Raw genomic sequence first — 25,915 nt, 5'->3', positions numbered from 1 at the left:
GAAAACAATAATTTCAAGAAATTTTGGGCAGTGCGTTAAACTGTGTTAACGCACGCTACAGGTTTTTACGGCACAATCAACACTGGACAAGGCGCAAGGTTAATCACGCGAGTCGTGACACTATCAGTTGCTCCCTCTTCAGTCAAGCCTAGCCCCCGACAACCCATGATGATTAAATCTGCTCCGATTTCATCAGCGACATCGCAGATGGTAAAAGCTGGTTTGCCTTGCTTTTCCAGAACTTCAGATTGAATTCCTTGTCCAGAAAATAAAGATTGGGCACTTTGGAGCAATTTGGCAACTACCTCTGGTGACACCATTGGATCTCCACTAGGTGCATCTGGGGGCGGTTCTTCTACCACAGACAGCAGCACTAAGCGACTGCCGTACTTTTGGACGATGTTGGTAACTACGTCAGCAGCTTCCCGCGTTTCCCGGCTTTGATCGATTGGAAATAGTACTGTCTTAAACATCTCTATCACCTGGGCACCCCTGACTCCGGTAAAATCTGGATGGTTCTACTTTCAAAACAATAACAAAAAGGCAATCAGGAGAGTTTGCTGTGTCCAAAAAAAGTTTAGCAAGTTTATCTGCGGCTGATATCTCTGGAAAACGCGCCTTGGTGCGGGTTGATTTTAACGTGCCTGTGGACGAGCAAGGCAATATCACAGACGATACTCGCATTCGCGCTGCTCTGCCAACCATCAAAGATTTGACCCAAAAGGGAGCTAAGGTCATTCTCGCAAGCCATTTTGGGCGTCCCAAGGGTGTGGATGACAAATTGCGCTTGACGCCTGTGGCTAAGCGTCTCTCTGAGTTGTTGGGGCAAGAAGTTGTCAAAACTGATGACTCCATTGGCGATGAAGTTGCAGCTAAGGTGGCGGCGCTGGAAAATGGGCAAGTGCTTTTACTAGAAAATGTCCGCTTCTACCCACAAGAAGAGAAAAATGACCCAGAATTTGCCCAAAAATTGGCAGCCAATGCTGATTTTTATGTAAATGATGCTTTTGGTACTGCACACCGCGCCCATGCTTCTACTGAAGGGGTGACTAAATACCTGAGTCCTTCTGTGGCTGGATATTTGGTTGAGAAGGAATTGGAATATCTCCAAAACGCCATTGAAAATCCCCAGCGTCCTTTGGCTGCAATTATCGGTGGTTCCAAGGTTTCCAGTAAAATTGGTGTGATTGAAACGCTGCTGGAGAAGTGCGACAAGCTGATCATCGGCGGTGGGATGATTTTTACTTTCTACAAAGCCCGTGGTTTGAATGTTGGTAAGTCGTTGGTGGAAGAAGACAAGCTAGAATTGGCGAAGTCTTTGGAAGCGAAGGCAAAAGAACGTGGTGTTACCTTCCTGTTACCCACAGATATCGTCTCGGCAGATAAATTTGCTCCCGATGCGAATGCGACAACTGTCAGCATTGAAAATATCCCTGCTGATGGTATGGGTTTGGATATTGGCCCAGACTCAGTAAAAGTTTTCCAAGAAGCCCTTGCAGATACCAAAACGGTAATTTGGAACGGGCCGATGGGTGTGTTTGAGTTTGATAAGTTTGCGGTAGGTACAGAAGCGATCGCTCATACCCTCGCCGAAATTAGCAAAACTGGCACAACCACCATTATCGGCGGTGGCGACTCGGTGGCGGCTGTGGAAAAAGTCGGTTTAGCCGATCAAATGAGCCACATCTCCACCGGCGGCGGCGCTAGCTTGGAGTTACTTGAAGGTAAGGTTTTACCTGGTATCGCAGCTTTAGATGATGCGTAAGTAGGGAATGGGGAGATGAGGGAGATGAGGGAGATGAGGGAGATGAGGGAGAATGATAACTCCTAACTCCTAACTCATAACTCCTAACTCAGCACTCACCACTCCCCAATCCCCAATCCCCAATCCCCAATCCCCAATCCCTAAATATGGAACCAAAATGGCTGGAATGGGCGCAAAAGTTACAAGCGATCGCCCAAAATGGTCTCACCTATTCTGAAGGCGTTTATGATATCGAACGCTATAAACAATTAAGAGCGATCGCCACAGAAATTATGGCGACTTACTCAAATGTCGAACACAGCTATGTCCTTGATTTATTTAGCCGTGAAGTAGGATATGCAACTCCCAAAGTTGATGTGCGGGCAGCAATTTTTAGAGACGATACTATATTATTAGTCAAAGAAAGATCTGATGGTTTTTGGACTTTACCCGGTGGATGGGCAGATGTTGGCGAGTCTCCCAGTGAGGTAGTCGTCAAAGAAGTATATGAAGAATCTGGATATCAGGCACGCGCTACTAAATTACTAGCAGTTTATGACAGAGATAAACAAGGACATCCACCGTTTCCGTTTTATGTCTACAAGCTATTTTTTCACTGTGAAATAATCGGTGGTTCTCCATCATCAAGTATTGAAACTGAAGCAGTAGATTTTTTTCGTGAAGATGCGTTACCAGAACTTTCTATTGGACGCGTGACGCCAGTACAAATCACCCGACTTTTTCAACATTATCGTCAACCAGATTTACCCACAGATTTTGATTAAGAAGTAGCCTTCATTGCAGCTGGTAGTTGCGATCGGGTTGATGGCTGAAATTTCTGCCAATATTAGGGACTTCCAACGAAAAAAATATTCCATTAGACCTCTTGCAAAAGTCCCCTAAGACCCCACCCCCAGCCCCTCCCCGCCTGCGGGGAGGGGAGCGTTTGCTTTACTCAAATGCGGGGTGGGGTTCTTTCTTTTTGATTTATGCAAGAGGTCTATTATATCGAAAGGTGTAGGGGCACTGCCGTGCCCCTACAAGTATACCTCACTTTCTAATGCCCTCTGCAAGAACTACCCAAACAAGGACATCTCACTTTTTCGGATCGCCTGTTTACGAATTGGTTCTTATTTGTTGCATTTTTATTGACTTATAAGTTTTCATAATGATATTAAAAAAAGAAGAACGAGTTGTTGAAAAAAGTAATGTGTATTCAATTTTTTGAATAAAAAAGATTATGCAGAATACAATTTTAACGGCAGCATTTTTCCTGTTTTCATTCATGTTTACACTCAAGGCAACTGCTGCTGATTTTGAGCAGATTTATGTGTTTGGTGACAGTTTTTCTGATGATGGTAATTTTTACGATATTACAAAAGATGAATTGGCTGTAGGTATTCCTCCTTACCCTTACAAAGATGGACGCTTTTCTAATGGGCCAGTGTGGGTGGAATATCTTGCACAAGATATGGGCTTAAACCCGTCTCTGGGCACTAACTTTGCTGTTGGTGGTGCTAAGTCTGGGTTGTATAACATTAATATATCTCCTGTACATGGTTTATATTTAACGGGAGTCTTGTCTCAAATTAATAAGTTTACAGCAGTCAATAAGTCTGTTAACCCACATGCACTTTATATCGTGTGGGGCGGTACGAATGATTTTCTTGATTCTAAAAGTGCTGGAAATCCCAGTGAGTCAGTTACAAACATATCAATAGCAGTGCGTTCTCTTGCCACTGTTGGAGCTAAAAATATCCTAGTGGCTAATTTATTCAATTTGGGGAACTTACCGGGTACAAGAAATAGTCCAACTTCCAAACAACTCAACGATTTGGTCGCTGAATATAATGTCGAGTTAATTAAAAGCATCAATTCTTTAAGCCCAGAACTAAATCATGTAAATATCATTTTTTTAGATGTTAATTTGTTATTTAAACAGGTTTTAGCTAATCCTGGACAATATGGTTTTACAAATGCGATGGATTCTTGCTTAGGAAACTCAGTTTTAATCACCATACCTGCTTCTTATCCATCATTGGACTGTAAGACCAACCCAAACAATTTTTTGTTTTGGGACAGCATCCATCCTACAACTGCTGGTCATAAGGTCATAGCGGAATATGCAGCTTCAGTATTAAAAACTCAACCTATCTTGAAGTCTTTTAAAAAGCAAGAATTCAGGAGTAAGAATGGGCTGCGCCCCGCTGCACTAACAGAATTCAGAATGTAGGTTGGGTTGAACGAAAGATATTCTAAAAATATTGTGAGGAAGAATTTACATGAAATTTAACTCAATTTCTTTAAGTATTGGTTTAAGCGTTCTTAGTAACTTATTTTCAGCCAGTTTGCCTTCACAGTTTGGGTTCAATTTTCCACGAGTTCTTGCTCAAACAGCTGACTGTCCTCTACCTGCTGATGTAGCTGTTACTTTCCTTAACTCTAAATGTAAAGAAGTCATACTAACTTACCCACAGACTTTTTATCGCTACTATAGTGACGATACTCAAAAGATAGGTAGATTTGTGACAACTGACAAATATGAAACAAATTTACAAGCAATCAGAAATCTAGCTCTTAATCAAGTATGGGGTAATAAAGCTACTCTTATAGAAAGAGTAACTTTGCCAGCAGGAACCACTGTTTATCTAGGTAAAGCTGCTCCTCAAAACCCTCCAAGCTGCTATCCTGGGGGTGGTCAACAGACATGGTTTGATTTTTTAAAAGTTCCAGATAGCAAGTGGTCTGTAGGACGAAAGCTCTACATAGAAGATTTCAGTTGTCCGTAAAATTTTCTTTGATTTCTTCTTTGTCATCGCTTCCCATGTTTCAATCCCTAATAGGGAGTAAATGAAATTTCAATGGTTAGAAGAGGGGTCTTCCAAGTGATTTATTGTGGTTTCAATCCCTAATAGGGAGTAAATGAAATTTCAATTTGCCAGCGGCAGGAGCGCAAAAGCTTTTAGATGTTTCAATCCCTAATAGGGAGTAAATGAAATTTCAATAGCCATTCAACAACTTTATTTACAGTAAAAGGAAAAGTTTCAATCCCTAATAGGGAGTAAATGAAATTTCAATTCAAAGAGTTTGAGTCCTTGCTTTTGGGTATTTCGTTTCAATCCCTAATAGGGAGTAAATGAAATTTCAATATTACCATACGTAATGCGTATTTGCTATCAGCGTGAGAAAGATTGTTGTTTCAATCCCTAATAGGGAGTAAATGAAATTTCAATAATAATTTAAAATCTTCTCTTTCAGTATCCAAGCTGTTTCAATCCCTAATAGGGAGTAAATGAAATTTCAATGTATCTTATCTGCCACTGAGTTAATTCTTTGTCTTTGCAGTTTCAATCCCTAATAGGGAGTAAATGAAATTTCAATGACAACTACACCAGCAATAACTACTAGCAATATCAGTTTCAATCCCTAATAGGGAGTAAATGAAATTTCAATCGTAAAGCTGAACTAGCAGCGGTAGAGGAAATCAGAGTTTCAATCCCTAATAGGGAGTAAATGAAATTTCAATGGCGGTAGCCGCAAACACAGTCTGTATTTGGTTTTCAAGGTTCTGTAGCGCGGATGGTCTAATCATAACATGAAAAATTGAGATTAGGTATTAATAAAATAGCCAAAACCCAGTCTGTGTAAGGTGCGCGGGTACTTTCACAACTATTTATCGCAAAACTCTTGCTACAGCCTACTTTGAAGCTTGTTTCCCCAAATCTTATTTTTAACACCTACCCATCCGCGCATTTGGCAAAGAAAATAGACAGGACTAGCCTTTTCAAGCTGGTGAAATTTGGAACGAAGATTGGTTATTTCAATCTTCAAAAAGCCCAAAATGTGAGCGGATGATTCAAGATGCTAACACCAAAACAACGTATGTTCGTTGGTCACCTTGAAAAAGCTAGTTCTAATAGAGTCGTAGCGCACTGGTTAACCACCCATAAGTTCTACTTTACCAAAATAGCAGGCGCACAAAAAATACAGCAGAATTGAGAATTCAGGAGTCAGAATGGGCTACGCCCCCCTGCGCTAACAGAATGAGAATAGGCTTTCGGCCTAGCTTTGAGATTTAGATGGTGTACTTCACGCTTCTTGAAATCTGCTGTGAAACCGAATATTGTCAGCGTCAGGTTTAATTAGTTTGTACAAGCGCGATCGCAGTTTTGCATATGATGGCAAACTTGATTTTAACTTGATGGTGTCGGATTGATAATTGTATGGGGGCGATCGCTTTTCTAATTTGAGTGATATCATATCAAGTTAAATAGCCTTAGTAATATAACTAACCCTACCCTTTCTCAGGGGTGGGGTTTTTTACGTCTTTAGGGAGTTTCTAAGATTTAAACTGATGCAAACACAACTTTGAGAGTATTGGCATTAGCTTATAGGAGAAATGCAGGTAAAATTGCCTAAATTGTCCAGAAAAACTTGATTTAGAAATCGCAAAAGCTGCTTTACCTAACTGAAAATTGTAATTTGCATAATTCTGGAAACTAGTATGGTTTGTTACCATAGATGTCTGAATGCAGAGTTTGATAAAGTTAATTATCTTTTTGAGTTTACTGAAAAATAAGTAAATATTAGTACTTATCATACTGAATATCGATTATAAAACGAATTGACGATTGTGAAACTGGAAAATGAAACGTTCAAATCGCCTTGCTTGGATGGGAGCGATCGCACTTGCAGCGATCGTTTTACTGAGTTTGATCGCAGCGCCTAATAATACTAAAGTTAATGTTGGCTCTACTTATAACCGCGCCCCTGATGGCTATGGTGCTTGGTACGCTTTCATGCAAGAGCAAGGAATTTCTATCAAGCGCTGGCAAAAGCCTTTTAGTGAAATTCAGCCAGAGAACAGCCCAGTTACTTTTCTTGTGGTTAGCAGCTATCCCAGAGATACAACCCTCGATAGTCAAGAACGTGAATGGGTAGAAAAAGGAAATACTTTGGTAATTTTAGGTGCCGGGGCGCGAGTTACAGAAGCAAACTTTAGCACTCTGCAAAAATCCTCCCAAGGCGATATTAAAATTGAGACGCGCAGACGAAATAAAAAAGTTAACCAAAAGCAAATTGATTTAGGCGATCGCTTTGGTGCTATTGTCTGGCAAGAAAAATACAAGCAAGGCAACGTAATTTTTTCTACCACTCCTTATTTAGCCGCCAATGCCTACCAAAATAATTTCAGTAATTTTAGGTATTTAGCCGAGTTAGTCAAGAAAAACGGTAACACAGTATTTGTCGATGAATACATTCACGGCTATAAAGATACCGATGTCAGGCAGAAAGAAAACGAAGGAAATTTATCTAGTTTTTTTGCTAAAACTCCTTTATTTCCAATATTTATCCAAGTAGGTATTTTACTATTGGCGCTGATTTGGGCGCAGAATCGCCGTTTTGGCAAACCAGTAACTTTAGATACACCAGTCGCAGATAACAGCGAGGCATACATCCAAGCCTTAGCCTTAGTCTTGCAGAAAGCTGATACCGCCGACTTTGTAATTGAGATGGTGGGTAAACAAGAACAATTGCAACTGCAAAAAGCCTTAGGATTAGGGCAAATACCGCTAGAACACCAAGCCTTGCTTAGTGTCTGGGTAGAAAAAACAGGTGCAAGTGCCGCAGAACTAGATGCAGTTTTAAAGCTACAATCACGCAAACAGCCCATGAGTGAACAAGAGCTGTTAAGCTGGTTGGGAAAATGGCGAACCATTAGATTAATTCGTAATTCGTAATTCGTAATTCGTAATTAATAGGAATTGAGAAATGGCAAACGACAAACGACAAATGAAAAATTAATATTATGAACGAAATCCATTCTATTTTAATTCGCCTTGGTGAAGGTCTTAACCAAGTAATTGTCGGGCAATCCAGCCTCATACAACAACTTTTAGTAGCGCTGTTAGCTGGTGGACACATAATTTTAGAAGGAGTGCCGGGTACTGGTAAAACTCTCTTAGTAAAAGTATTAGCACAGTTAATTCAAGGGGAATTTCGCCGAATTCAATTAACACCAGATGTCTTACCGTCAGATATTACTGGTACAAATATTTTTGACTTGAATAGCCGGAATTTCACTTTAAAAAAAGGGCCAATATTTACCGAAGTACTCCTAGCAGATGAAATTAACCGTACTCCCCCTAAAACACAAGCGGCGCTGCTAGAAGCAATGGAAGAAATGCAGGTAACGCTAGATGGTGAAAGTTTACCCTTGCCGGATTTATTTTGGGTAATTGCAACCCAAAATCCCCTAGAATTTGAGGGAACTTATCCTTTACCAGAAGCGCAGTTAGACAGGTTTTTATTTAAACTGGTGGTAGATTATCCCGATCAAGCTGCTGAAAAGCAAATGTTACTCAATCGTCAGGCGGGTTTTGCAGCAAGGCGTTTGGATATTAGCCGTTTGAAACCAGTAGCCACAGTAGCCGATATTTTGCAAGCACGGCAAGCAGTCAAAGAAGTTAAAGTGTCAGAAGCGATCGTTGATTATTTATTAGCGTTGGTGAGAACATCGCGTCAATATCCTGATTTAACTTTGGGTGCATCGCCCCGCGCCGCTGGTGCTTGGTTGCAGACATCTCAAGCCCTAGCGTGGTTAACAGGAAGGGATTTTGTGACACCAGATGATGTCAAAGCCGTTGCATCGCCGTTGCTACGTCATCGACTGATTTTGAAACCAGAAGCCATGCTGGATGGTTTACAAATTGACGCGGTAATTGCGTCGGTAATTAATCAAGTCCCGGTTCCAAGGTGATCCGATTTTGGATTGGGAATTTTCTTTCAGTAAACTTCCAGCGATCGCCAAAATCATTGCCCAGACGAAAATTAAATCAGCACATCGTGAATTTCTTGCTTTTTGAGCCAGGTTAGTAGAAAATGGCGATGTGTTGCAAAAATCAAGCAAAAGTCTGGTAAAAGTGCCGTTGGCAGATTATTTACTAGCCAGAGTTACCCCATTGATAAACACCAAGCAAGCATTCAAAACGATTAGTTAAAACCCAGACTGGTATTTACAGCAGAATTCAGAACTCAGGAGTCAGAAATAAAACAGGCTTTATACCTGACTACCAGACGAATCGTTGTGTACTTCACCAACTTGAAATTCGCTGTTAGTCATTTGATACAGATGTTAGCGTCGTCAAACCTCTGTCAACAGCTTGTGCATATATCTAGATGCAAAAGCGATCGCATAACTACTCTAAATTAGGGAATCATTTCCATGAAATCTAAAATTGACACTTTTGTTCGCACAAACACCAGAAAAGTTCAAAAGTGGAGACAAAATTTTCAGCAGAGAAAAAAATCCTTAAAATTTTTCCGTCAAACAATCATCATGTTGTGCGTTGGCATAATTCTTGCCATGACTATGGTAAAAACTCCAGCAATGGATGTCACCCTAGTCAGAAAAAACGTTGTTGATCTGACTCCACAAGAAAAAGCAGACTTTGTTAACGCCATCAAAACATTAAAAAGAACAATCCCTAAAGGCAGCAACATCAGTCTTTATGACCAAATTGTGGCCATACATGTGGGAGCGATGGGATTTTCATCAATGCATATGGGTGGCATGAATGCAAATTATTCCAATACAATCCTACATCCCACTGGGCCAGCAGCCGGAACAGATGCGGCTCACGCAAATGCAGGCTTTCTGCCTTGGCATCGTGAATATTTAAGAAGATTTGAAAAAGCTTTACAGTCAGTTAACCCCAAGATAACTATTCCATATTGGGATTGGAAAGATCCTAGAGCGATCGATATTATCTTTAAACCAGACTTTTTAGGAGCAAATGGCACAGGAACAACAATCAACGTTCCAGGTGCAGGTAGTTATTTGGGTGGTTCTGTTCAGTTTGGTAATTTTTCTTTAGCTGATGGCTGGGTTCTGAACAACAACTTACATATTGACCAAATAACAAATCAAACTCTGGGAACCTCACTCATTCGCTTTCTCAAAATACCTCCTGCCAATAACTACCCCCTACCCCAAACAGAAATCAATAATTTGCTCAATATCAATGACTATCTTCAATTTCGCGCTGCCATAGAAGGAGATATTAGCGTAGATCAAAATGGCAATGAAACTCCTGGAGTATTCACTCATAATTATCTTCATGGATTGGTCGGCGGGGTTCTTGTCGATTTAACTCAGTTTCCGCCCCCTTTGCTGCAAAGATTAGGCACCATGAGCAACGTTCCTGGTTCTCCCAATGATCCAATTTTTTGGCTGCATCATGCCAACGTCGATCGCCTTTGGGCGCAATGGCAAGAAAACCATCGCCTAAAAAAGGCTTCTTATCCAAAAGCTAATCAGCCTTACGGACACAATCTCAATGATCCCATGTGGCCTTGGGACGGGGGACAGTCCACACCAGGAAAAATAGGCCCTGGGGATATACGATCTCTGCTACCAAATTTTGCACGCAATGATATTGTCACGCCCAAAGACACTCTCAATCTCAGAAACTACGGCTACACCTACGACACTCTTAAACACGTCCCAGAAGTGCCAATATGGTCATTAGACTGGGTTCACTGGTTAATCGAGAATAAATTCTGAGATGAATCCAGATGTAGAGACTAGCAATTGCAACGTCTCTACAAGGATTTTGATATCATGCACAATGATTTTTATACATAAAATCAGCAACGCCCCCTCCGCCCCCCATCTCCCCACAATATTTATATAAAAAATTCTTGAATCTTGAAGTTTTTTAAAGAATTTGTGCATAATACAACTAAAGGACTTGAGTCCTTTTCAATGTTGATATACTCCACACGGAGACTTTTGGTTTCTATGTATTAGGACTTAGGCACACTGTACGAACTCTTGGCGTCCTTAGAGGATGTTTGAAAAGTCATGATTGATGTCTCAAATATTTTCCACCCCACCCTAACCCTCCCCTTATAAAGGGGAGCCACTGCGTTGGACGGGTTCCCCGGCTTGAAGCAAGTGGCGTGAGGGAACTAGATTTCTTGTTTCCCCCCAATATATCGGGGAGCCACTGCGTTGCGGAGGTTCCCTCCGTTGTAGCAAGTGGCGTGGGATTAAGGGGGGTAATAATTCGATTCAAATCACTACATATCACTTTTCAAACATCCTCTTAGCACCTTGGCGGTTCGATAAATTAAATTTTTTGGCAATTTTTGCGTAAATGCTGTGTATATTCCTGTTTCTTAATTAAGACTTTATTAACAACTTCTGTTCTAATTTAGAAAAAACTTAAGGGCTAAAAAATCAAAGGTAAATTCAAACCTTTACTCTTTTATCTCTTATTCTTAACCAAAAGTAATTGGTTTATCCTACATGATGACAACCCAGCGTTGCAACAGAACCTTAAATTCACTTGCAGTTACAAATCTCAAGATCGCTAGTACCGCAAGGCGGAATTCGTAATTCGTAATTCGTAATTCGTAATTACCTGTTCATAAGGGTTTTAGACATTTCAAATGGTTGGTTTATTTACGCCGTGCTGTACTAGATTGATAGTGAGTCATATATCAGTAATTACCAATTACTTATTTTACATTCATCAGGTTAGTAGTTATGACCCAGGTTCCAAAGCAAAAACGCAAGCGTGGTCTGATTCTTACACTTGAAGGATTGCAAAAGCTGCAATCCGGTAAAATTACCCTGGAAGACAAAGAGAATTACGGAAATAGATATACCCTTGAAGATTTAAGTGAACGAGTTAAAGTAAATACTGTAACAATTTCTAAGGTATTATCTCGTGAGGAAGGAGTTGATAAAAAAACACTTGAGCTTTTTTTTCAGGCTTTAAATTTAGATTTAGATAAAACTGACTATACAAATTCTGACAAATCTCGACATTTAGATTGGGGAGAAGCAATTGGGGCATCAGTTTTTTATGGACGCACATCAGAAACAGCCACATTAGAGCAATGGATTTTAAAAGACCGCTGTCAGATAGTGGCGATTTTAGGTATGGGGGGGATTGGCAAAACTTCCGTTACTGTCAAGCTTGTAGAACAAATTAAAGAGAATTTTGAGTACGTTATTTGGCGATCGCTGCAAGATGCTCCTCCAGTCAACACGCTCTTAGCTAGTTTAATTCAATTTCTTTCTGATGACCGGGAAACAGAAGCAATTTTACCAGAAGGCACAGCTCAAAGACTCACGCGACTGCTACATTATCTACGACAGCATCGCTGTTTATTAATACTAGATAATATGGAGTCAATTTTACGTGCTGGTAGTCGGGTAGGACGTTATCGAGAGGGATACGAAGGATATAGTGAACTGCTAAAACGATTAGGAGAAACAGAACAACAAAGCTGCTTAATATTAACCAGTAGAGAAAAACCTAAAGAAGTAGCATCAATGGAAGGAGCGGGTTTGTGCGTTCGCTCATTCATGCTCAAAGGTCTTTTGCCAAATGATGGTCAAGAAATTTTAAAAATCAAAGGCATATCAGGTTCAGAGAAAGAACTGAGGAGATTAGTTGAAAGCTATGGAGGAAATGCTTTAGCTTTAAAAGTAGTTGCCACAACTATTCAAGATTTATTTAGTGGTAATGTTTCCGAATTTTTAAGCCAAGATACTGTTGTTTTTGGTGATATTTGGGATATTTTAGAACAGCAGTTTGAACGTTTATCAGATTTAGAAAAAGAAATTATATATTGGCTGGCAATTAATCATGAGGCAGTTTCCCTTGCCGAATTACAAAAAGATATTATATCAGCATTATCATTGCAAAAGTTACTGGAAGTTTTGGAATCTTTGGTGAGGCGATCTCTAGTTGAAAAAACCGAAGCAATGTTCACTCTCCAACCTGTAGTCATGGAGTATGCGATTAATCGATTGGTAGAGCAAATTTGTCAAGAAATTATCACTGACAATCTCGAATTTTTCCGAAGCCATGCTTTGATGAAAGCGACTGCAAAAGACTATGTAAGGGAAACTCAAATTCACCTCATTCTTCAACCCATAATCGAAGGATTATTGGCTATCTTTAGAAGCCAAAAAACTCTAGAAAATCACCTCACCCAAATTATCGGAACCCTCAGAGAAACATCTCCCCTAGAACAAAGTTATACATCTGGAAATATTGTTAATTTACTTTGTCATTTGGGAACTGACCTTGTTGGTAGTGATTTTTCCGATTTAACTATTTGGCAAGCAGACCTCAGGAATGTAAATTTGCAAAATGCCAATTTTGCAAATGCTAATCTCGCTAAATGCGTTTTTGCAGAAACCATTGGCGGTATTCATGGAGTAGCATTGAGCTGCGATGGCAAACTCTTGGCAACAGGAGATACCAATGGTGAAGTTCGCGTTTACCAAGTTGCAGATGGCAAGCAACTGCTCACCTGCAAGGGACACGCAGGTTTTATCTGGCCTGTGACTTTTAGTCCTGATGGTACAATGCTTGCTAGTGGCAGCGATGACCAAACAGTAAAACTATGGGATACTAGCACTGGGCAATGCCTCGCCACCTTCGAGGGTCATAGCGCTGGCATCTGGTCAGTTTCCTTCAGTCCCGATGGTCAGACACTAGCAAGTAGTAGTGAAGACACGACGGTGAGGTTGTGGGATGTTGTCACCGGGGAATGCGTTCAAATTCTCCAAGGACACGGTAGCCGGGTGTGGGCAGTGGTCTTTAGTCCTGATGGTACAATGCTTGCTAGTGGAAATGACGACTGCTCTATCAGGCTGTGGGATATTAATACTAATCAATGTGTCAAGACGTTGCTGGGACACACCCATAGAGTACAGTCCGTTGCTTTTAGTCCAGATGGTCATAGACTAGTTAGTGGTTGTCATGATAAAACAGTTAGGCTGTGGAATCTCAGTACAGGTGAATGTCTTGATACTTTGCAAGGTCATACTGGCTTGGTAAATTCAGTTGCCTTTAGTTTGGATGGCGATCGCCTAGCAAGCGGCAGTGATGACCAAACAGTGAAACTATGGGATGTCAGCACGGGTCAATGCCTGAAAACTCTCAAAGGTCATGGCAGTCGCGTATGGTCAGTTGCCTTTAGTCCTGATGGTACGACCCTAGCAAGTGGCAGCGATGACCAAACAGTTAAGCTGTGGAATTTTAGTACAGGTGGATGCCTCAAGACCTTACAGGGTTATTGTAATGGTATCTGGTCGGTTACCTTCAGTTCTCAAGGTAATATCCTTGCAAGTGGCAATAATGACAAAACAGTGAAACTCTGGGATACGAACACTGGTCTTTGCCTGAAAACGTTGCGGGGGCATAGTAATCGGGTGACATCAGTTTCCCTGAACCCAGACGGTAACATTCTTGCCAGTGGTAGTGAAGATCAAACCGTGAAACTATGGAATGTCAAAACTGGTCAGTGTCTCAAAACTTTGAGCGGACATAGCAATCGGATCATCTCAGTTGCCTTTAGTCCCGATGGTAAGATACTAGCAAGTGGCAGTGATGACCAAACTATCAATCTGTGGGATGTCACCACAGGTAAATGTCTCCAAATCTTGCAGGGTCACACTCAGCGAGTTTGGTCAGTTGCCTTCAGCCCCGATGGTCATACCCTAGCCAGTGGTTGCCATGACCAAACCATCAGGCTGTGGGATGTCCGCATCGGTAGTTGCATTCAAACTTTGGAAGGTCACACTGACTGGATTTGGTCAGTTGCTTTTAGTCCTGATGGTACGAACCTGGTAAGTACCAGCGGCGATCAGACAGTGAAACTGTGGGATGTTAGTACCGGTAAGTGTCTGAGAACCTTGCAGGGGCATACGAATTGCGTGTACTCAGCCGCCATTAGTATAGATGGTCATATCCTAGCCAGTGGTAGCGGAGATCAAACAATCAAGCTGTGGGATCTGTCCACCAGCAAAGAAATAAAAACTTTGTCAGGACATAGCAAGTGGGTTTGGTCAGTTGCTTTTAATCCTCAAGGTAAAATTTTGGCTAGTGGCAGCGAAGATGAGACGATTAAGCTTTGGGATGTGGAAACAGGTAAATGCCTGAAAACTCTCAGATGCGAAAGACCTTATGAAGGGATGAACATTACTGGTGTGAGTGATTTAACTGAGGCGACTATTGCGACTTTAAAAGTTTTAGGGGCGTTTAGTTCTTAGTATTAATAGATTACAGCAATTTTGAAGTAATTAAACGATTTTGAATTTAGAGTTGATGGATAGTCAAGGTAGCTGCTCAACGGGAACGTTGATGATGAAACAATGCAAGGAATCAGCCAAGCTTTAGCTGTTGTTTTGAACATTAACAGCTAATTCTTGCTAGAGAATTAGAGATCCTGAAAGCCCAGCCCAGAAGCGGGCTGGGGTAGTTTATGAAAAAAGTAAAGGTTCAAAACCGGACTTCGTCCCGCTGCGCTAACGCCCGCAAGTGGCGCGAATAAATCCTTGTATCTCAAGGTAGGTACAAACCCCACAAGAAAGTGGGTGGCTTAGTTTAATCCCCCTGCTTCCCCTGCTTCCCCTGCTCCCCCTGCTCCCCCTGCTCTCTTCATTGTGTGGTATATCCTCCATCAACCATCATATTGTGCCCTGTGATGAAAGAAGCTGCATCCGAACATAACCACACCACAGTATCGGCCACCTCTTCCGGCTTGCCAGTGCGTCCTATGGGATGCATTGCTCTTAGTTGAGCCAGTACATCTGCTGGTAAGGTCGCTAGCATATCAGTTGCGATCGCACCAGGACTGATAACATTGATGCGGATACCTGCCAAGGCATACTCCATTGCTGCGGCTTTACTTAAAGCGGTGATCCCACCTTTAGTGGCAGAGTAGCCAGCAAGACCAGGAATACCGGCTACACCAGCGATGGAAGCGATGTTGACGATCGCCCCACTTCCTTGTTTCAGCATTGCCCTAATTTGGTACTTCAAACAAAGCCAGGTTCCTTTCAAATTTACGTCAATCAGTCGATCCCAGTCTTCTTCGGACATATCTGTAAGTGGGATAGCTCCCCCCCCAAATCCAGCATTGTTGCAAGCGCAGTCCAGACGACCATAAATATCCACGGTTTTCTGAATCAACGCCTCCACGTCATCAGCCTTTGACACATCGGTTTTGATGAAAATCGCCTCTCCTCCGATTTCTTGGATCTGGTGCGCCGTTGCTTCTCCCTCAGGAATGCGACGGCTAGCAGCGACAACCTTGGCTCCAGCGCGGGCAAATGCGATCGCACTGGCTCGACCAATACCTGATGAAGCCCCGGTCACCAGGGCGACTTTTCCATCTAGTTGGCCGCTCATCCACGTACCCCTTGCTTTTTGATTGCTTTGTTTCGGCTTTTACCATATAAAGCACCAACTGTCAATACTCCTAATACTGTAGAAGATTCAGGGACAGAAGCTGGCTTCAAGGCTGAAAATGCTAATTCTCCAATTAGCTGATGAGTTGCAGTTGTGGGATGGACTTCATCCCAGAATAAAAACTTGTTTGGGTCACATATAACTGGCTTCACGGGAACTTCGATGGGCACCACCGATAATTCTCCAACACAAGAATCGGTGACATTTGTAAAACCGAATTCTGCTGGATCTCCAATGATGCGATTATATAAAGAATTAACATCGAGAGGAATAATGTTAGTTTCAGGACTTAGTTGCTGATTCAACAAGTTAATAGTTGCGAGTAAATCAGAGTTATGTTCATTGGTGAAACTGCTTAGTATGCTTGCTGTTTGACTATTGCCACCTGTAACTGGAAACTTTCCCAAATCTGGTAAGTTAACCACCATAATATTTTCAGCCCCCACAGCAGCTAGTGAAGTTATTGCTGCGGATAAATTGTCTACAGATTCTGTTGGGTTAGGAGTGATATCAAAAAAGTACTTCATGTAATCATTAGCACCAGCCCAAATGATATAAAGGGCGTTGGGATTGGCAGACTGATTTCCTGTTGTGAAGTTATTAATTTGTTGTTGTAATCCTGGTAAAAAACTTAGTCCTATGTTATCGAATCCTGTAGTCGCACCACCGAAGGCATAGTTGGTGTTGGGATTGAAAGTTAACCCTAAATCAGAGGCGAGATATTCCACCCAAGCTGGGCCATTGGAAAACCGTCCATTGAAGTAAGTCGGACTTGGGGGAATAATTCCATTTGTGAAATTAAATACATTACCTGTATCCGATAAGCTATCGCCAAAGACATAAATCTCGTCATAATTTTGGGCTGAAACTTTGAGGGGAAACATCAAAGATAACAGAAAAAAACCTGCCGCCAGAAATTGTTTTTGCATAATCGATTACTAAATTTGTTTTGAACAACAGGAGTAGTACGTTGCTTTGAAAGAAGTACAAATTCTAATGATTTTAATCAAATTTTATTATCAACTTATTGGCCTCTTTATCCAATGCACTAAATTTAGAGTAAACGCACTATAGCGCTTCCTGACCTAATAAGGTACACCTGTAGGGGCACGGCAGTGCCGTGTCCCTACACCTCGTGATATCATGTTGTACCCCATCTGAATGGGAACCGCTATATGTAGATATCAAGATTGATTCCTACATCTGTGTAGGGGTTTAGCATTGCTAAACCCCTACTCCCTATTTTCGAGCTAGCAAAAAGCCAAGCTAGGATCTAAGGAACTTGTGAGTATTATCTCAGGTTCGTGGAGATTTGGAACAGTACTTAATGCCACATCACCCCAACGCATCACACTTGCAGAGGCGGCACCTGCTGCACCTAAACCATAAATCAGAACCAAGTCATTTTCGTGAATCTTACCCAGCTGCACAGCATAGTACAAATTGGCGATCGTGATTACTGGGCCAATGTTTGCATACTCAGAGTAAAGGTTGATTGTCCGTTCTGGGTCAATGCCTAGTACGCGAGTGCAGAAGTTTGCTGACCAAGCAGTGGATGTATTAAAAATAAAAAAGTCAATTTCCTCAAGTGTGACACCGGCGGCAGCTAAGGCACCTTCACAACAAGTACGCAGTTGTCCCACAGCGGTTTCGCGGATGGCTTTATTTGCGCCTTTGCCCATCCGCATATGTATTTGTGGATTGCCTTGCTCGTCTTCAGTGAGTTTGGCAAAAAAGCTATCACATAAAGCAGCAGTATGAATGGTCTTTGTACCCAGGATGCCTTGGTTGGGTGCGAGTGAACTAACTACAAAAGCTCCAGCCCCGTCACTCATAAACCATGATAGTGTATCGTCTTCATCGAAAAAGCGAGAGTATGCACAGGAAATCACTACTAGGACGTTGCGGTATTCTCCTGTTTGTACTAAAGCAGAGGCAGTTTGAAAGGCAACTGGAGTGACTCCACAGGCTGCATCAAGATTCCAAGCAGCACCTTCCAAGCTCAGTTGACGAGCTAGAAAAGCAGCATCGCCAAATCCTATTTGTTCAGGCCAAACGGAGGCAACGAGCATGAGATCAACTTCTTTGGGAGTTAGTTCTGCTGCATCAAGGGCTGCACGAGCCGCACGTTCTTGCAACATTAATGAAGATTCTTCTGGTGCCAGTACCCATCGGTGGACAGTACCTCGAAAAGGGTCTTTAAGATAGGGCAACATCTCTGAGTCAAACTCGTTGTTAGGTGTGGAACCCGCAAGGGAAAACAATCTTGCTAAACTTTTTTGTTCGGACTCGGCAATTACTTCGGGATATTTTTCTGTGTAGTAATCGTTTGTACGCTTGATACTTGGCAAGCTTAATGCCAATGAGCGAATGCCTACTGGGTGATTTAACATCACAATCTCCTCTAATTTTTAGCGCCTTGTGAAATCAAACTAGAAATACGAGTTCCAATAGGTGCCTGTCTTGTGTGGTCGATAAGTATGTCCACAACGAATGGACGAGTAGAAGCCATTGCCATTTCTAACGCTGCTTGAATGTCAGACTCTTTTTCCACACGGATACCGTCGGCTCCCATGCTGCGGGCAAGCATCACAAAATCTGCCTGTGGTATTTCTACATCCATACCCTCGTAACCCTGTATCTTGGAGCCTTGCTGACACATGTTGTAGCGTGCATCATTGAGGACAATCCAAACGGCAGGAATCTGATATCTTACGGCTGTGCTGACTTCATTGTTCATCAACATCGCACCATCCCCAACGATCGCTATAGCTTTACTGTGATGTGTTAACGCTGCACCCACGACGCTGGTGACGAAATGACCCATAGCCCCAAATCCAGTGCTGACCCGAAAACGTCCTGGTTTACCAAATCGCAATCGGTTAATTGCCCAAGCAAATGAATTACCTCCTTCAGCCATCACGATGGCATCACTACCCTCAACGATGACTCGTTGCATAAGATTCATCAGTACTTCTGGTCGGACTGGGCTATCTGTGCTGGCATTGATGACACTGCGCTCAGGTCTGGGTAAAGACTGTTTTTTGGCACGATTTTGTCGCTTGGGAAAGCGCTTGAGCAAGGCCTTGACAAACATTCTGACATCAGACTGAATGGCGATGGTTTCGGTAGATGGGTAAGCAGTTCCTGGTACTTCTGGATTGATGTCAACATGTAAAAAGCCTCGTGAAGGAATCATGGCAGGGTTCCAAAATGAGGTAAATTCACCAAGACGGGTTCCGAGTACTAGTGTTCGTAGAGGACGGTGTTCTTGCATATATCTCAGAACCGATTCATGTCCAGCGAAGCCCGTGATCCCCACAAATTGAGGATGATCCTCTGGAAAAATACCTTTACCGCGTGGTGAACACATTACCGCCGCACCTGTTCTCTCAGCCAGTTGGCGAATTTCAGCAGCGGCAAGGCGGGCACCAAAGCCAACCCAGATCGCAAATGGTCCTTCTGCAAGTAACTGTCCACATTCGGCGATCGCTTCTTCGCTGGCTGTCGGTGACGCACAAGAGAGTGTTACCGGTGGCAAAGATTTCTCAACTGGATTGGTTTGGATGTTAGTCGGGATACTCAAGTGGGCGACAAAGCCATCCGGTCGGGCTAAGCCTTTGGCTAGTCGTCGATAGACTTCTGGAAGTTCTTCACTACATTCGAGAGTAGTTGCGTAATGAAAGAGTGATTCTGAGGTAAAAAGTCCGGCACTAGGCATGGTGTAAGTGCTGGTTTCTTGGAGTGCCCAACGTCCACGCTGTGGTGCAGAGGTAGAAGCCGACAGAAAAATTACTTTGGCATCTTCCCAGCGTGCAGCGAACAACCCAGTCAAGGCATTGGTGATCCCCGGACCTGATGTGGTAAATACTACAACAGGGCGGCCACTAGCAAAATACGCCTCGGTGGCTGCAAAAGCAGCTCCTGCTTCGTGACGAAAGTGTAGTAATTTAATTGAGCTATGTTGCAATTTGTACCATACTGGAGCGATCGCACCCCCCGAAACACCAAAGGCATATTCGACTCCCAAATCTTCTAACATTTTCACAATTGCAGAGGCGACTGAAATCGACTCTGAGTCTTGATTATTGAAAGGAAAAGTATCTAAGGCTGGACTTGATTGGATGTCTGCAATCAATGAGTTATTTTCAGGGAAGGAAACGAAAGCCTTGGATGGATACTTGAATTGTGTAGTCGCCTCTGGTGCTACCAACATATTCTTATTTTGCTCCAAATATTCATGGGTGCGAGGATTAATCGGGTAATGTGTTGAACTCATAGTGCTTGGTTATAATTTAGTAAACTATTTTACTTACACATACATTTCAAAGTTGATTGAAGTTAGTTGTAGTATTTTCAAATAGACTTGTTTATATAACTTACAACTGCTAATTTAGCTGGTATTATGCATTTTGTAATACAAGTTTTTACTTGTCTCAAAGGTTTATTTGTAACTTTTTCAGATGAATCGACTCATTCTGACTGAGGAAAAAGTACTCAAGTCCTTTTCTAGGCAAAATTAAAAAGTGCTTAGGTCTTTTTTTATTGAACATCTATCCAGAAACCTTAATTAGTTCGTCACAGCTTGAGATTGCAACTTCAAAATTCCAGTTATATGACATTTTGAAGTCACCAATACTCGGTTAGACAATTCGGCTAGCAACAAGTCTTAATGTAGAAACTTCAAACTCCAAAAATAGCAATTTTGTAGAGGTGAAAGCTTTGGTTGATCATAAGCTGAGTGTTTTTTGATGAAAGACTATGTAAATCTCCATCACATTGGTTAAAATATATACAAACAATTAGGATAAAAAGTTTCTTAGTTCATTATAATCCACTAATCATGTATTTGACCTAACTCAAGTGATTTTTCCAGAAATCTTTTGTCCTAAAGTTAAGAAATAGGTGCGTTAATGTTAAGGTAGAAGTTAAAAATCGCACATTCTCAAAATAGCACAGTTTTGATGCAATATATGTGACATTTCTCTATAGAAACTATATGAAAGACAGCAAATATTACTTAATTTAAGGATTGTTAACATAAAGCACCTTTCTTTAAGAATTGTATGAGACTTCAAAGTAAAAGGCTTTAAAGCAGTAAAAGTTTATGAGTATCCTTAACTCATTATTCAGAACTTAGCACTGAGTAGAACTTGCGTTTTGCTAAAATTCAGTTTCGCCACTTCAGGCAATTTTGTCGATTCAAAATCACTAACTTAAGCAACAACTTAAGATAATGCTGGAAGAAACTGGGGAGTGGGGAGTGGGCATTGGGGATTGGGGATTGGGGAGTGGACATTGGGAAAGAGGCTCCAGGGGCGGAGGTCCAGAGGTGCAGAAGGGAAAGAGTTCAGCAACTTCTCCTCTGCTCCCCTGCCCCCCCACTCCCCACTCAACTTAAATTGCTGGTTAACTTTGAGATATTAACTGGTTAAAATCGTTGAAAATTGGCAAGCTAACGAATAATCAGGTTTGAGTAAAGCTTAGCAGAACAAGAGCGATCGCAGACTTGATAGCCATATACTCTTCTCACCTTCCCTGCGGTAACCGGAACTGCTCAGGGATGATTTGAACTCAGAAATTTTAGGGAACTCACTATGAATGCAAACAAATTGTACATGCTACAAATATTACAAAAAAAGCTAGATACTATCGAAATCCGTAATGCTGAACTGGCGCAATTATTATGCCGAATTATCCCATCTACTTGTCCATTTGAACGGGACATCAACCTATTTGGTCATTTCATTATCTACATTCCACCTTTATGTAAGTTCAACCCCCTATATAACCAGTTGACTGAGTTGCGTTTTCGTGCCCAATGTTACCTTGTCCAGCATCAGGACAAGGCTTCTAAATTGTAAATACCTTTCCCAATGACGAATCTTGCACTTAATTTTACATTCGTGGAAAACTCAGGCACGTAACTTTGCTTAATACCTAGATGTGTCTTTCGGATTTTTCAACAGTGCAGACAGTCTAATGCTTCTGTACAATTTACTGCTGATAATGACTGATGAAAATGCGGATATCGTCTTAAGTTGATTCTTATCTTCAAGATATTCGGTTGTTAATATTTTACGATGTTCTAACATAACAAGGTAAGTTAATTTTTTCCGCACAAGATGACTGATTTATTTGCCGTACCTCTTCAAGACTTACTCTGTAAGATGCATAGATATTTATCTAAATATTATTGGTCTAGTAAACTAGCAGTAAAAGCAATTATTTCAAAAAGAATTGATTTAAAATTTTTAGATGAGACATTAAGAAATTATACATATACATGAATATTATATTAGACTATAAAATTTTAGAATTCAATCTTATTCTTTGAGACACAACAATTGAATTTAGATAAGAAACGTGTATGATGGAACTTAAAGATAAAATCGAAGAATTTACAGTGGTTAAAGGCAATATACCAAAATCACTAAAAATTCAGTTTAAAGTTTTTTGCGTACAGAAAAACGCAGAAATGAGTGAAATATTAGAAATTTTAATTCGGCAATGGATACAAGCAGGTGCGCCTGTTCCTCAATTACATAGTAATTTGCTGAAGGAAGAATTAGAAGAGATTAAAGGATACATTCCCAAAAATCTCAAGTATCAGTTCAAAATTATCTGTAAGCATAAAAAAGTAACGATGCGCTCGGTTTTATATGGACTGATAACACAGTGGGTCGAGATGGGCGGTTCTATAGAATCTTGAAAATAGGGAGTGGGGAGTTGGGAGTAGGGAAAAGAAATTTTCATTGCTACTTGTGAGTGCAACTGATGGAGTCTCTTCGATAAATCACAAATAATAACTCCTAAGATCTTTTAAAAGTTAAGCCATTTGCTTGGATACTTAAGGCGATACCCTTGGTGAAAAAGAATAGCTACAACATAGGGGCGCATAGCTATGCGCCCCTAGAAATTTTTGTACCTCATGTGATTGGGAACCGTTATAGGTTAGTTAAAGTGCAAAAATTATTCAAGATAAGAATTTAATCAGCTTGAACTCCTAGAAAAACGGTTATTTGTTAAATTGATGCTTAAATTTTAGATATTGACTGGTGAAAATCCTCTAGATTTGGGAATCTATAAATAACAAGGTTTGCGAATGAATGTGGTTCCTGTAGTAGATAAGCTTTTACTAGCTTCGTCATCCCTCTTTTGAAAAAACATTGAGAGATATTAGATGTATTTACTTTGCTTACAACTAATTGTAAATCGTTAACAGGAGAAATCATGCAAAATATCTTAGTCATTGAAGATGAGACACAAACCCGGAACCTTTTTGTCAATTCCCTGAAATCTAAAGGTTTTTATACTATTGCTGCTGAGAATGGCACGGTTGGTATTCAACGAGCAGAGGAATACTCACCGGATTTAGTACTTTGCGATATTCAAATGCCAGAACTTGATGGTTATGGTGTTCTGAATAAACTACGCCAAAATCCGATGACAGCGATTATTCCTTTTATTTTTCTCACTGTCAAACTTACCAAAGCTGAACTGCGTAAAGGGATGAATTTAGGAGCAGATGATTATCTCACTAAACCTTGTTCGGTGGAAGAATTAGTAGGAGCGATCGCTGCTCGATTGGAGAAACAAAAAACTCTCAAGCAGTGGTATCTTAACCAACAAAACTTAGCTAAAGAATCACAATCTACCGAGACTACAAGTTTTTATCCCACTAGCTCTAGACTGAGTAAAGTTTTCCAGTTTATTGAAGATAATTACCATCAACAAATCAGTCTTTCTGATGTTGCTCAAGCAGCAGGATACTCTAACGCTTACTTAACACATTTAGTGAAACGTCAAACTAAGCGAACAGTACACGACTGGATTGTTGAACGTCGGATGACACAAGCTCGTTCTTTGTTGCTCAATACTGATGAATCCGTCAATCAAATTGCAACTAAAGTGGGATATCTGGATGCAGGTTATTTCATCCGCTCATTTCGCCAGATCCATAAACTACCTCCAAAAGAATGGAGAAATGCATCTTCTTTATAGTTCATTTTTGACAATTATGGTGCTAATTACAAATATGTCTAACTAAGTAGATAGTAGCTTTTTTCTAGAAAAAAATCATGGTGAGTGTAGCGTTTTTCTGATTATAACGTATGAAGGTTACAAGGAGATTATGTCAATTATGAAAGGAATAGAAACACACATGACATCTACAAGTAATGCTTTCATGAATACTGGATTAGTGCAGTTTTTGACAGAAAATCAAAATGCACTTCTTGAATGGATGCAAAATTTTGGCAACACGAAGAACAACGCAACATTTTCATATAAGAAGAATTCTCCAATGCAACTAAAAGCAGCTTCTCGTCAAACATTGCCTTCTACAAAACTATTTCAGACAGAAGAAGTTATTCAAGGCTGGTTGGTTTTTTATCTTTCTAAATTGCTGTTAGTAAATCATAGTGAAATTAACATTCATCTACCTTTTGAATATTACGGTATAACTTCTCTAGAAGCGTTACGTCTGACACATGCCATAGAAGTTTGGCTTGATCGTCGCCTTTCTATAGAATTGGTTTATGAGTATCCTACAGTTCAGACATTAGCCCAACATTTAGCCCAGGAAGTTGAGTGTATCCGCTAAACTATACCAGAATTCAGAATTCAGAATTCAGAAGTCAGAAGCAAAATAAGCTTTATACTTGGCTTTGAGACTGAGGTTGTGTACTTCATTGTCTTTCAAATTCGAGAGTCAGAAGTCAGAATCCAGAAGAATTATAAAATCAAATGTGTTAAAGCTTGTTGATTTTATTGCTGATTATTAACCTGAGATATCAAACTATTCTGAATTCTGAATTCTGAATTCTAAATCCTTACATACATTCCTATAGAACCACCAGGGCTACTTTTTATGATTGCTGTTGATTCTCTTTGGCTTCCTCCACCAACAAACTGGTCAGTATTAGGCGAAGATGTTCATGTTTGGTGTACTTTCCTTAACCAATCGACATCTCGTGTTCAGACCTTAGCACAATTACTTTCACAAGACGAACTTACCCGATCTGAGCGTTTTTATTTAGAGCGAGATAAAAAACGTTATATTGTTGGACGTGGGTTACTGCGTACAATTTTAGGCTCTTACTTAGGCACTAATGCCAGTCAATTGGAGTTTTGTTATGGTTCGCATGGTAAACCAGTTTTAGCAGAAGCATCTGGTGGGAATACATTGAGTTTTAATTTATCTCACTCCCATGAACTTGTTTTGTATGCCGTAACGCGTCAACGTGAAATAGGTGTTGATATTGAATATATGCGCCCTATTTCGGACTTTGAACAAGTTGCTGAACGATGTTTTTCAGATAGAGAGAAAGAAGTCTTTCGTCAACTACCACAGGATGAGAAATTAGGAGCATTTTTTAATTGTTGGACTCGGAAAGAAGCTTATCTAAAAGCTACTGGACAAGGACTAGTTTTTCCGATGGATCAATTAGATGTTTCATTATCTTCTAATGAACCAGTTCAACTTTACAGTATTAATGGCGATCGCTCCACGGTCATTCGTTGGTCTCTGCAAGCATTTATACCTGCTTTCAGCTATGTAGGGGCTTTAGCTGTAGAAGGACGTGATTGGCATCTGAAATGCTGGCAATGGGAATAAACAAACCCAGGAAGGAGGAGAGGCGGGGACGCGAGGAATAGGACAACTAACTCTTAACTATTGACTCCTAACTCTCAACTCCCAAGTTATAACGGACTTCCAAATAAAAAAATACTCAACTACTTCTTGTGGGATGGGCATCCAGCCGTAGCTAAAGGTGGGCGCCCACCCCACAATATTGGATAATTTATTTCTTGGTAATCCCTAAAACCTGATATATGTCCCTGATTAGCGAAATATTTTGCCTTGTATTTACATGTGATATACCCT

19 protein-coding genes and 1 CRISPR repeat array are annotated in these 25,915 nt (G+C 40.9%); of the genes, 13 read left to right on the top strand and 6 right to left on the bottom strand.

The features are described from left to right. Positions 1–65: 65 nt before the first annotated feature. The gene (locus IQ276_RS19980; RefSeq protein WP_073640779.1) at positions 66–473 is read right to left on the bottom strand and encodes a universal stress protein; all 408 of its coding nucleotides are present in this window, start codon (positions 471–473) and stop codon (positions 66–68) included. Between the two features lie 89 nt (positions 474–562). On the opposite strand from IQ276_RS19980, the gene IQ276_RS19975 reads away from it, so the two are divergent. The 4 genes from IQ276_RS19975 to IQ276_RS19960 all read left to right on the top strand — a co-directional run bounded on the left by IQ276_RS19975 (position 563) and on the right by IQ276_RS19960 (position 4,533). Further along, positions 563–1,765 (top strand): phosphoglycerate kinase, encoded by a 1,203-nt coding sequence (locus tag IQ276_RS19975; protein ID WP_235115815.1) that lies wholly within the window; start codon positions 563–565, stop codon positions 1,763–1,765. A gap of 146 nt (positions 1,766–1,911) precedes the next feature. Beyond that, positions 1,912–2,529, top strand: coding sequence for an NUDIX hydrolase (locus IQ276_RS19970; protein ID WP_235115814.1), 618 nt, complete (start codon positions 1,912–1,914; stop codon positions 2,527–2,529). Positions 2,530–2,984: 455 nt separating this feature from the next. Then, positions 2,985–3,977 carry an SGNH/GDSL hydrolase family protein gene (locus tag IQ276_RS19965; protein ID WP_193920182.1) on the top strand — a complete coding sequence of 331 codons (993 nt, stop codon included), beginning with the start codon at positions 2,985–2,987 and terminating at the stop codon, positions 3,975–3,977. 49 nt (positions 3,978–4,026) lie between these two features. Next, a complete protein-coding gene (locus IQ276_RS19960; protein ID WP_193920184.1) occupies positions 4,027–4,533 on the top strand; it encodes a hypothetical protein in 507 nt (168 codons plus the stop codon). A 37-nt stretch (positions 4,534–4,570) separates the two neighbouring features. Then, positions 4,571–5,270: a CRISPR direct-repeat array (repeat unit 37 nt; unit sequence GTTTCAATCCCTAATAGGGAGTAAATGAAATTTCAAT). Between the two features lie 563 nt (positions 5,271–5,833). On the opposite strand, the gene IQ276_RS19955 is transcribed toward IQ276_RS19960, so the two are convergent. Then, complete coding sequence (locus tag IQ276_RS19955) at positions 5,834–6,004, bottom strand: hypothetical protein (protein ID WP_193920185.1); 171 nt, start codon at positions 6,002–6,004, stop codon at positions 5,834–5,836. A gap of 386 nt (positions 6,005–6,390) precedes the next feature. On the opposite strand from IQ276_RS19955, the gene IQ276_RS19950 reads away from it, so the two are divergent. The 4 genes from IQ276_RS19950 to IQ276_RS19935 all read left to right on the top strand — a co-directional run bounded on the left by IQ276_RS19950 (position 6,391) and on the right by IQ276_RS19935 (position 14,825). Then, positions 6,391–7,485, top strand: coding sequence for a DUF4350 domain-containing protein (locus IQ276_RS19950; RefSeq protein WP_193920186.1), 1,095 nt, complete (start codon positions 6,391–6,393; stop codon positions 7,483–7,485). Positions 7,486–7,553: 68 nt separating this feature from the next. Beyond that, complete coding sequence (locus IQ276_RS19945; RefSeq protein ID WP_193920187.1) at positions 7,554–8,504, top strand: AAA family ATPase; 951 nt, start codon at positions 7,554–7,556, stop codon at positions 8,502–8,504. A gap of 465 nt (positions 8,505–8,969) precedes the next feature. After that, the gene (locus IQ276_RS19940; protein WP_193920188.1) at positions 8,970–10,310 is read left to right on the top strand and encodes a tyrosinase family protein; all 1,341 of its coding nucleotides are present in this window, start codon (positions 8,970–8,972) and stop codon (positions 10,308–10,310) included. A gap of 987 nt (positions 10,311–11,297) precedes the next feature. Then, entirely contained in the window at positions 11,298–14,825 is a 3,528-nt protein-coding gene (locus IQ276_RS19935; protein ID WP_193923365.1) for a WD40 domain-containing protein, read from the top strand. A 388-nt stretch (positions 14,826–15,213) separates the two neighbouring features. Here IQ276_RS19935 and IQ276_RS19930 read toward each other — a convergent pair whose 3' ends face one another. The 4 genes from IQ276_RS19930 to IQ276_RS19915 all read right to left on the bottom strand — a co-directional run bounded on the left by IQ276_RS19930 (position 15,214) and on the right by IQ276_RS19915 (position 20,242). Beyond that, the gene (locus IQ276_RS19930) at positions 15,214–15,966 is read right to left on the bottom strand and encodes an SDR family oxidoreductase (RefSeq protein WP_193921583.1); all 753 of its coding nucleotides are present in this window, start codon (positions 15,964–15,966) and stop codon (positions 15,214–15,216) included. Further along, a complete protein-coding gene (locus IQ276_RS19925) occupies positions 15,963–16,955 on the bottom strand; it encodes an SGNH/GDSL hydrolase family protein (protein ID WP_193921585.1) in 993 nt (330 codons plus the stop codon). Before IQ276_RS19925 ends, IQ276_RS19930 begins: the two co-directional genes overlap by 4 nt. Before the next feature lie 321 nt (positions 16,956–17,276). Next, positions 17,277–18,419 carry a 3-oxoacyl-ACP synthase III family protein gene (locus IQ276_RS19920; protein ID WP_193921587.1) on the bottom strand — a complete coding sequence of 381 codons (1,143 nt, stop codon included), beginning with the start codon at positions 18,417–18,419 and terminating at the stop codon, positions 17,277–17,279. 11 nt (positions 18,420–18,430) lie between these two features. Beyond that, on the bottom strand, positions 18,431–20,242 hold the full coding sequence (locus IQ276_RS19915; RefSeq protein WP_193921589.1) for a ScyA-related TPP-binding enzyme: 1,812 nt from the start codon (positions 20,240–20,242) through the stop codon (positions 18,431–18,433). Positions 20,243–21,623: 1,381 nt separating this feature from the next. Between IQ276_RS19915 and IQ276_RS19910 the strand changes: the two genes are divergently transcribed. From IQ276_RS19910 to IQ276_RS19890, 5 genes are all read left to right on the top strand, one after another. After that, positions 21,624–21,890, top strand: coding sequence for a Mo-dependent nitrogenase C-terminal domain-containing protein (locus IQ276_RS19910; RefSeq protein ID WP_193916956.1), 267 nt, complete (start codon positions 21,624–21,626; stop codon positions 21,888–21,890). A 506-nt stretch (positions 21,891–22,396) separates the two neighbouring features. Then, on the top strand, positions 22,397–22,738 hold the full coding sequence (locus tag IQ276_RS19905) for a hypothetical protein (RefSeq protein ID WP_190882738.1): 342 nt from the start codon (positions 22,397–22,399) through the stop codon (positions 22,736–22,738). Between the two features lie 521 nt (positions 22,739–23,259). After that, complete coding sequence (locus tag IQ276_RS19900; RefSeq protein WP_193916958.1) at positions 23,260–24,030, top strand: response regulator transcription factor; 771 nt, start codon at positions 23,260–23,262, stop codon at positions 24,028–24,030. A gap of 139 nt (positions 24,031–24,169) precedes the next feature. Further along, entirely contained in the window at positions 24,170–24,631 is a 462-nt protein-coding gene (locus tag IQ276_RS19895) for an acyl carrier protein (RefSeq protein WP_228043056.1), read from the top strand. Positions 24,632–24,898: 267 nt separating this feature from the next. Next, on the top strand, positions 24,899–25,645 hold the full coding sequence (locus IQ276_RS19890; RefSeq protein ID WP_193916960.1) for a 4'-phosphopantetheinyl transferase family protein: 747 nt from the start codon (positions 24,899–24,901) through the stop codon (positions 25,643–25,645). The last annotated feature ends 270 nt before the right edge of the window (positions 25,646–25,915 follow it).

The organism is Desmonostoc muscorum LEGE 12446, assembly GCF_015207005.2.
GTDB lineage: Bacteria > Cyanobacteriota > Cyanobacteriia > Cyanobacteriales > Nostocaceae > Nostoc > Nostoc muscorum.
Note: the sequence above shows the minus strand (reverse complement) of the source record. Positions and strands in the feature narration are given on the sequence as shown.

Excerpts from the sequence above, each read along its gene's own strand:
- IQ276_RS19980 (WP_073640779.1), bottom strand. The coding sequence starts at position 473 with ATGTTTAAGACAGTACTATTTCCAATCGATCAAAGCCGGGAAACGCGG.
- IQ276_RS19970 (WP_235115814.1), top strand. The coding sequence starts at position 1,912 with ATGGAACCAAAATGGCTGGAATGGGCGCAAAAGTTACAAGCGATCGCC.
- IQ276_RS19965 (WP_193920182.1), top strand. The coding sequence starts at position 2,985 with ATGCAGAATACAATTTTAACGGCAGCATTTTTCCTGTTTTCATTCATG.
- IQ276_RS19960 (WP_193920184.1), top strand. The coding sequence starts at position 4,027 with ATGAAATTTAACTCAATTTCTTTAAGTATTGGTTTAAGCGTTCTTAGT.
- IQ276_RS19955 (WP_193920185.1), bottom strand. The coding sequence starts at position 6,004 with ATGATATCACTCAAATTAGAAAAGCGATCGCCCCCATACAATTATCAA.
- IQ276_RS19950 (WP_193920186.1), top strand. The coding sequence starts at position 6,391 with ATGAAACGTTCAAATCGCCTTGCTTGGATGGGAGCGATCGCACTTGCA.
- IQ276_RS19945 (WP_193920187.1), top strand. The coding sequence starts at position 7,554 with ATGAACGAAATCCATTCTATTTTAATTCGCCTTGGTGAAGGTCTTAAC.
- IQ276_RS19940 (WP_193920188.1), top strand. The coding sequence starts at position 8,970 with ATGAAATCTAAAATTGACACTTTTGTTCGCACAAACACCAGAAAAGTT.
- IQ276_RS19935 (WP_193923365.1), top strand. The coding sequence starts at position 11,298 with ATGACCCAGGTTCCAAAGCAAAAACGCAAGCGTGGTCTGATTCTTACA.
- IQ276_RS19930 (WP_193921583.1), bottom strand. The coding sequence starts at position 15,966 with ATGAGCGGCCAACTAGATGGAAAAGTCGCCCTGGTGACCGGGGCTTCA.
- IQ276_RS19925 (WP_193921585.1), bottom strand. The coding sequence starts at position 16,955 with ATGCAAAAACAATTTCTGGCGGCAGGTTTTTTTCTGTTATCTTTGATG.
- IQ276_RS19920 (WP_193921587.1), bottom strand. The coding sequence starts at position 18,419 with ATGTTAAATCACCCAGTAGGCATTCGCTCATTGGCATTAAGCTTGCCA.
- IQ276_RS19915 (WP_193921589.1), bottom strand. The coding sequence starts at position 20,242 with ATGTTGGTAGCACCAGAGGCGACTACACAATTCAAGTATCCATCCAAG.
- IQ276_RS19910 (WP_193916956.1), top strand. The coding sequence starts at position 21,624 with ATGAATGCAAACAAATTGTACATGCTACAAATATTACAAAAAAAGCTA.
- IQ276_RS19905 (WP_190882738.1), top strand. The coding sequence starts at position 22,397 with ATGATGGAACTTAAAGATAAAATCGAAGAATTTACAGTGGTTAAAGGC.
- IQ276_RS19900 (WP_193916958.1), top strand. The coding sequence starts at position 23,260 with ATGCAAAATATCTTAGTCATTGAAGATGAGACACAAACCCGGAACCTT.
- IQ276_RS19895 (WP_228043056.1), top strand. The coding sequence starts at position 24,170 with ATGAAAGGAATAGAAACACACATGACATCTACAAGTAATGCTTTCATG.
- IQ276_RS19890 (WP_193916960.1), top strand. The coding sequence starts at position 24,899 with ATGATTGCTGTTGATTCTCTTTGGCTTCCTCCACCAACAAACTGGTCA.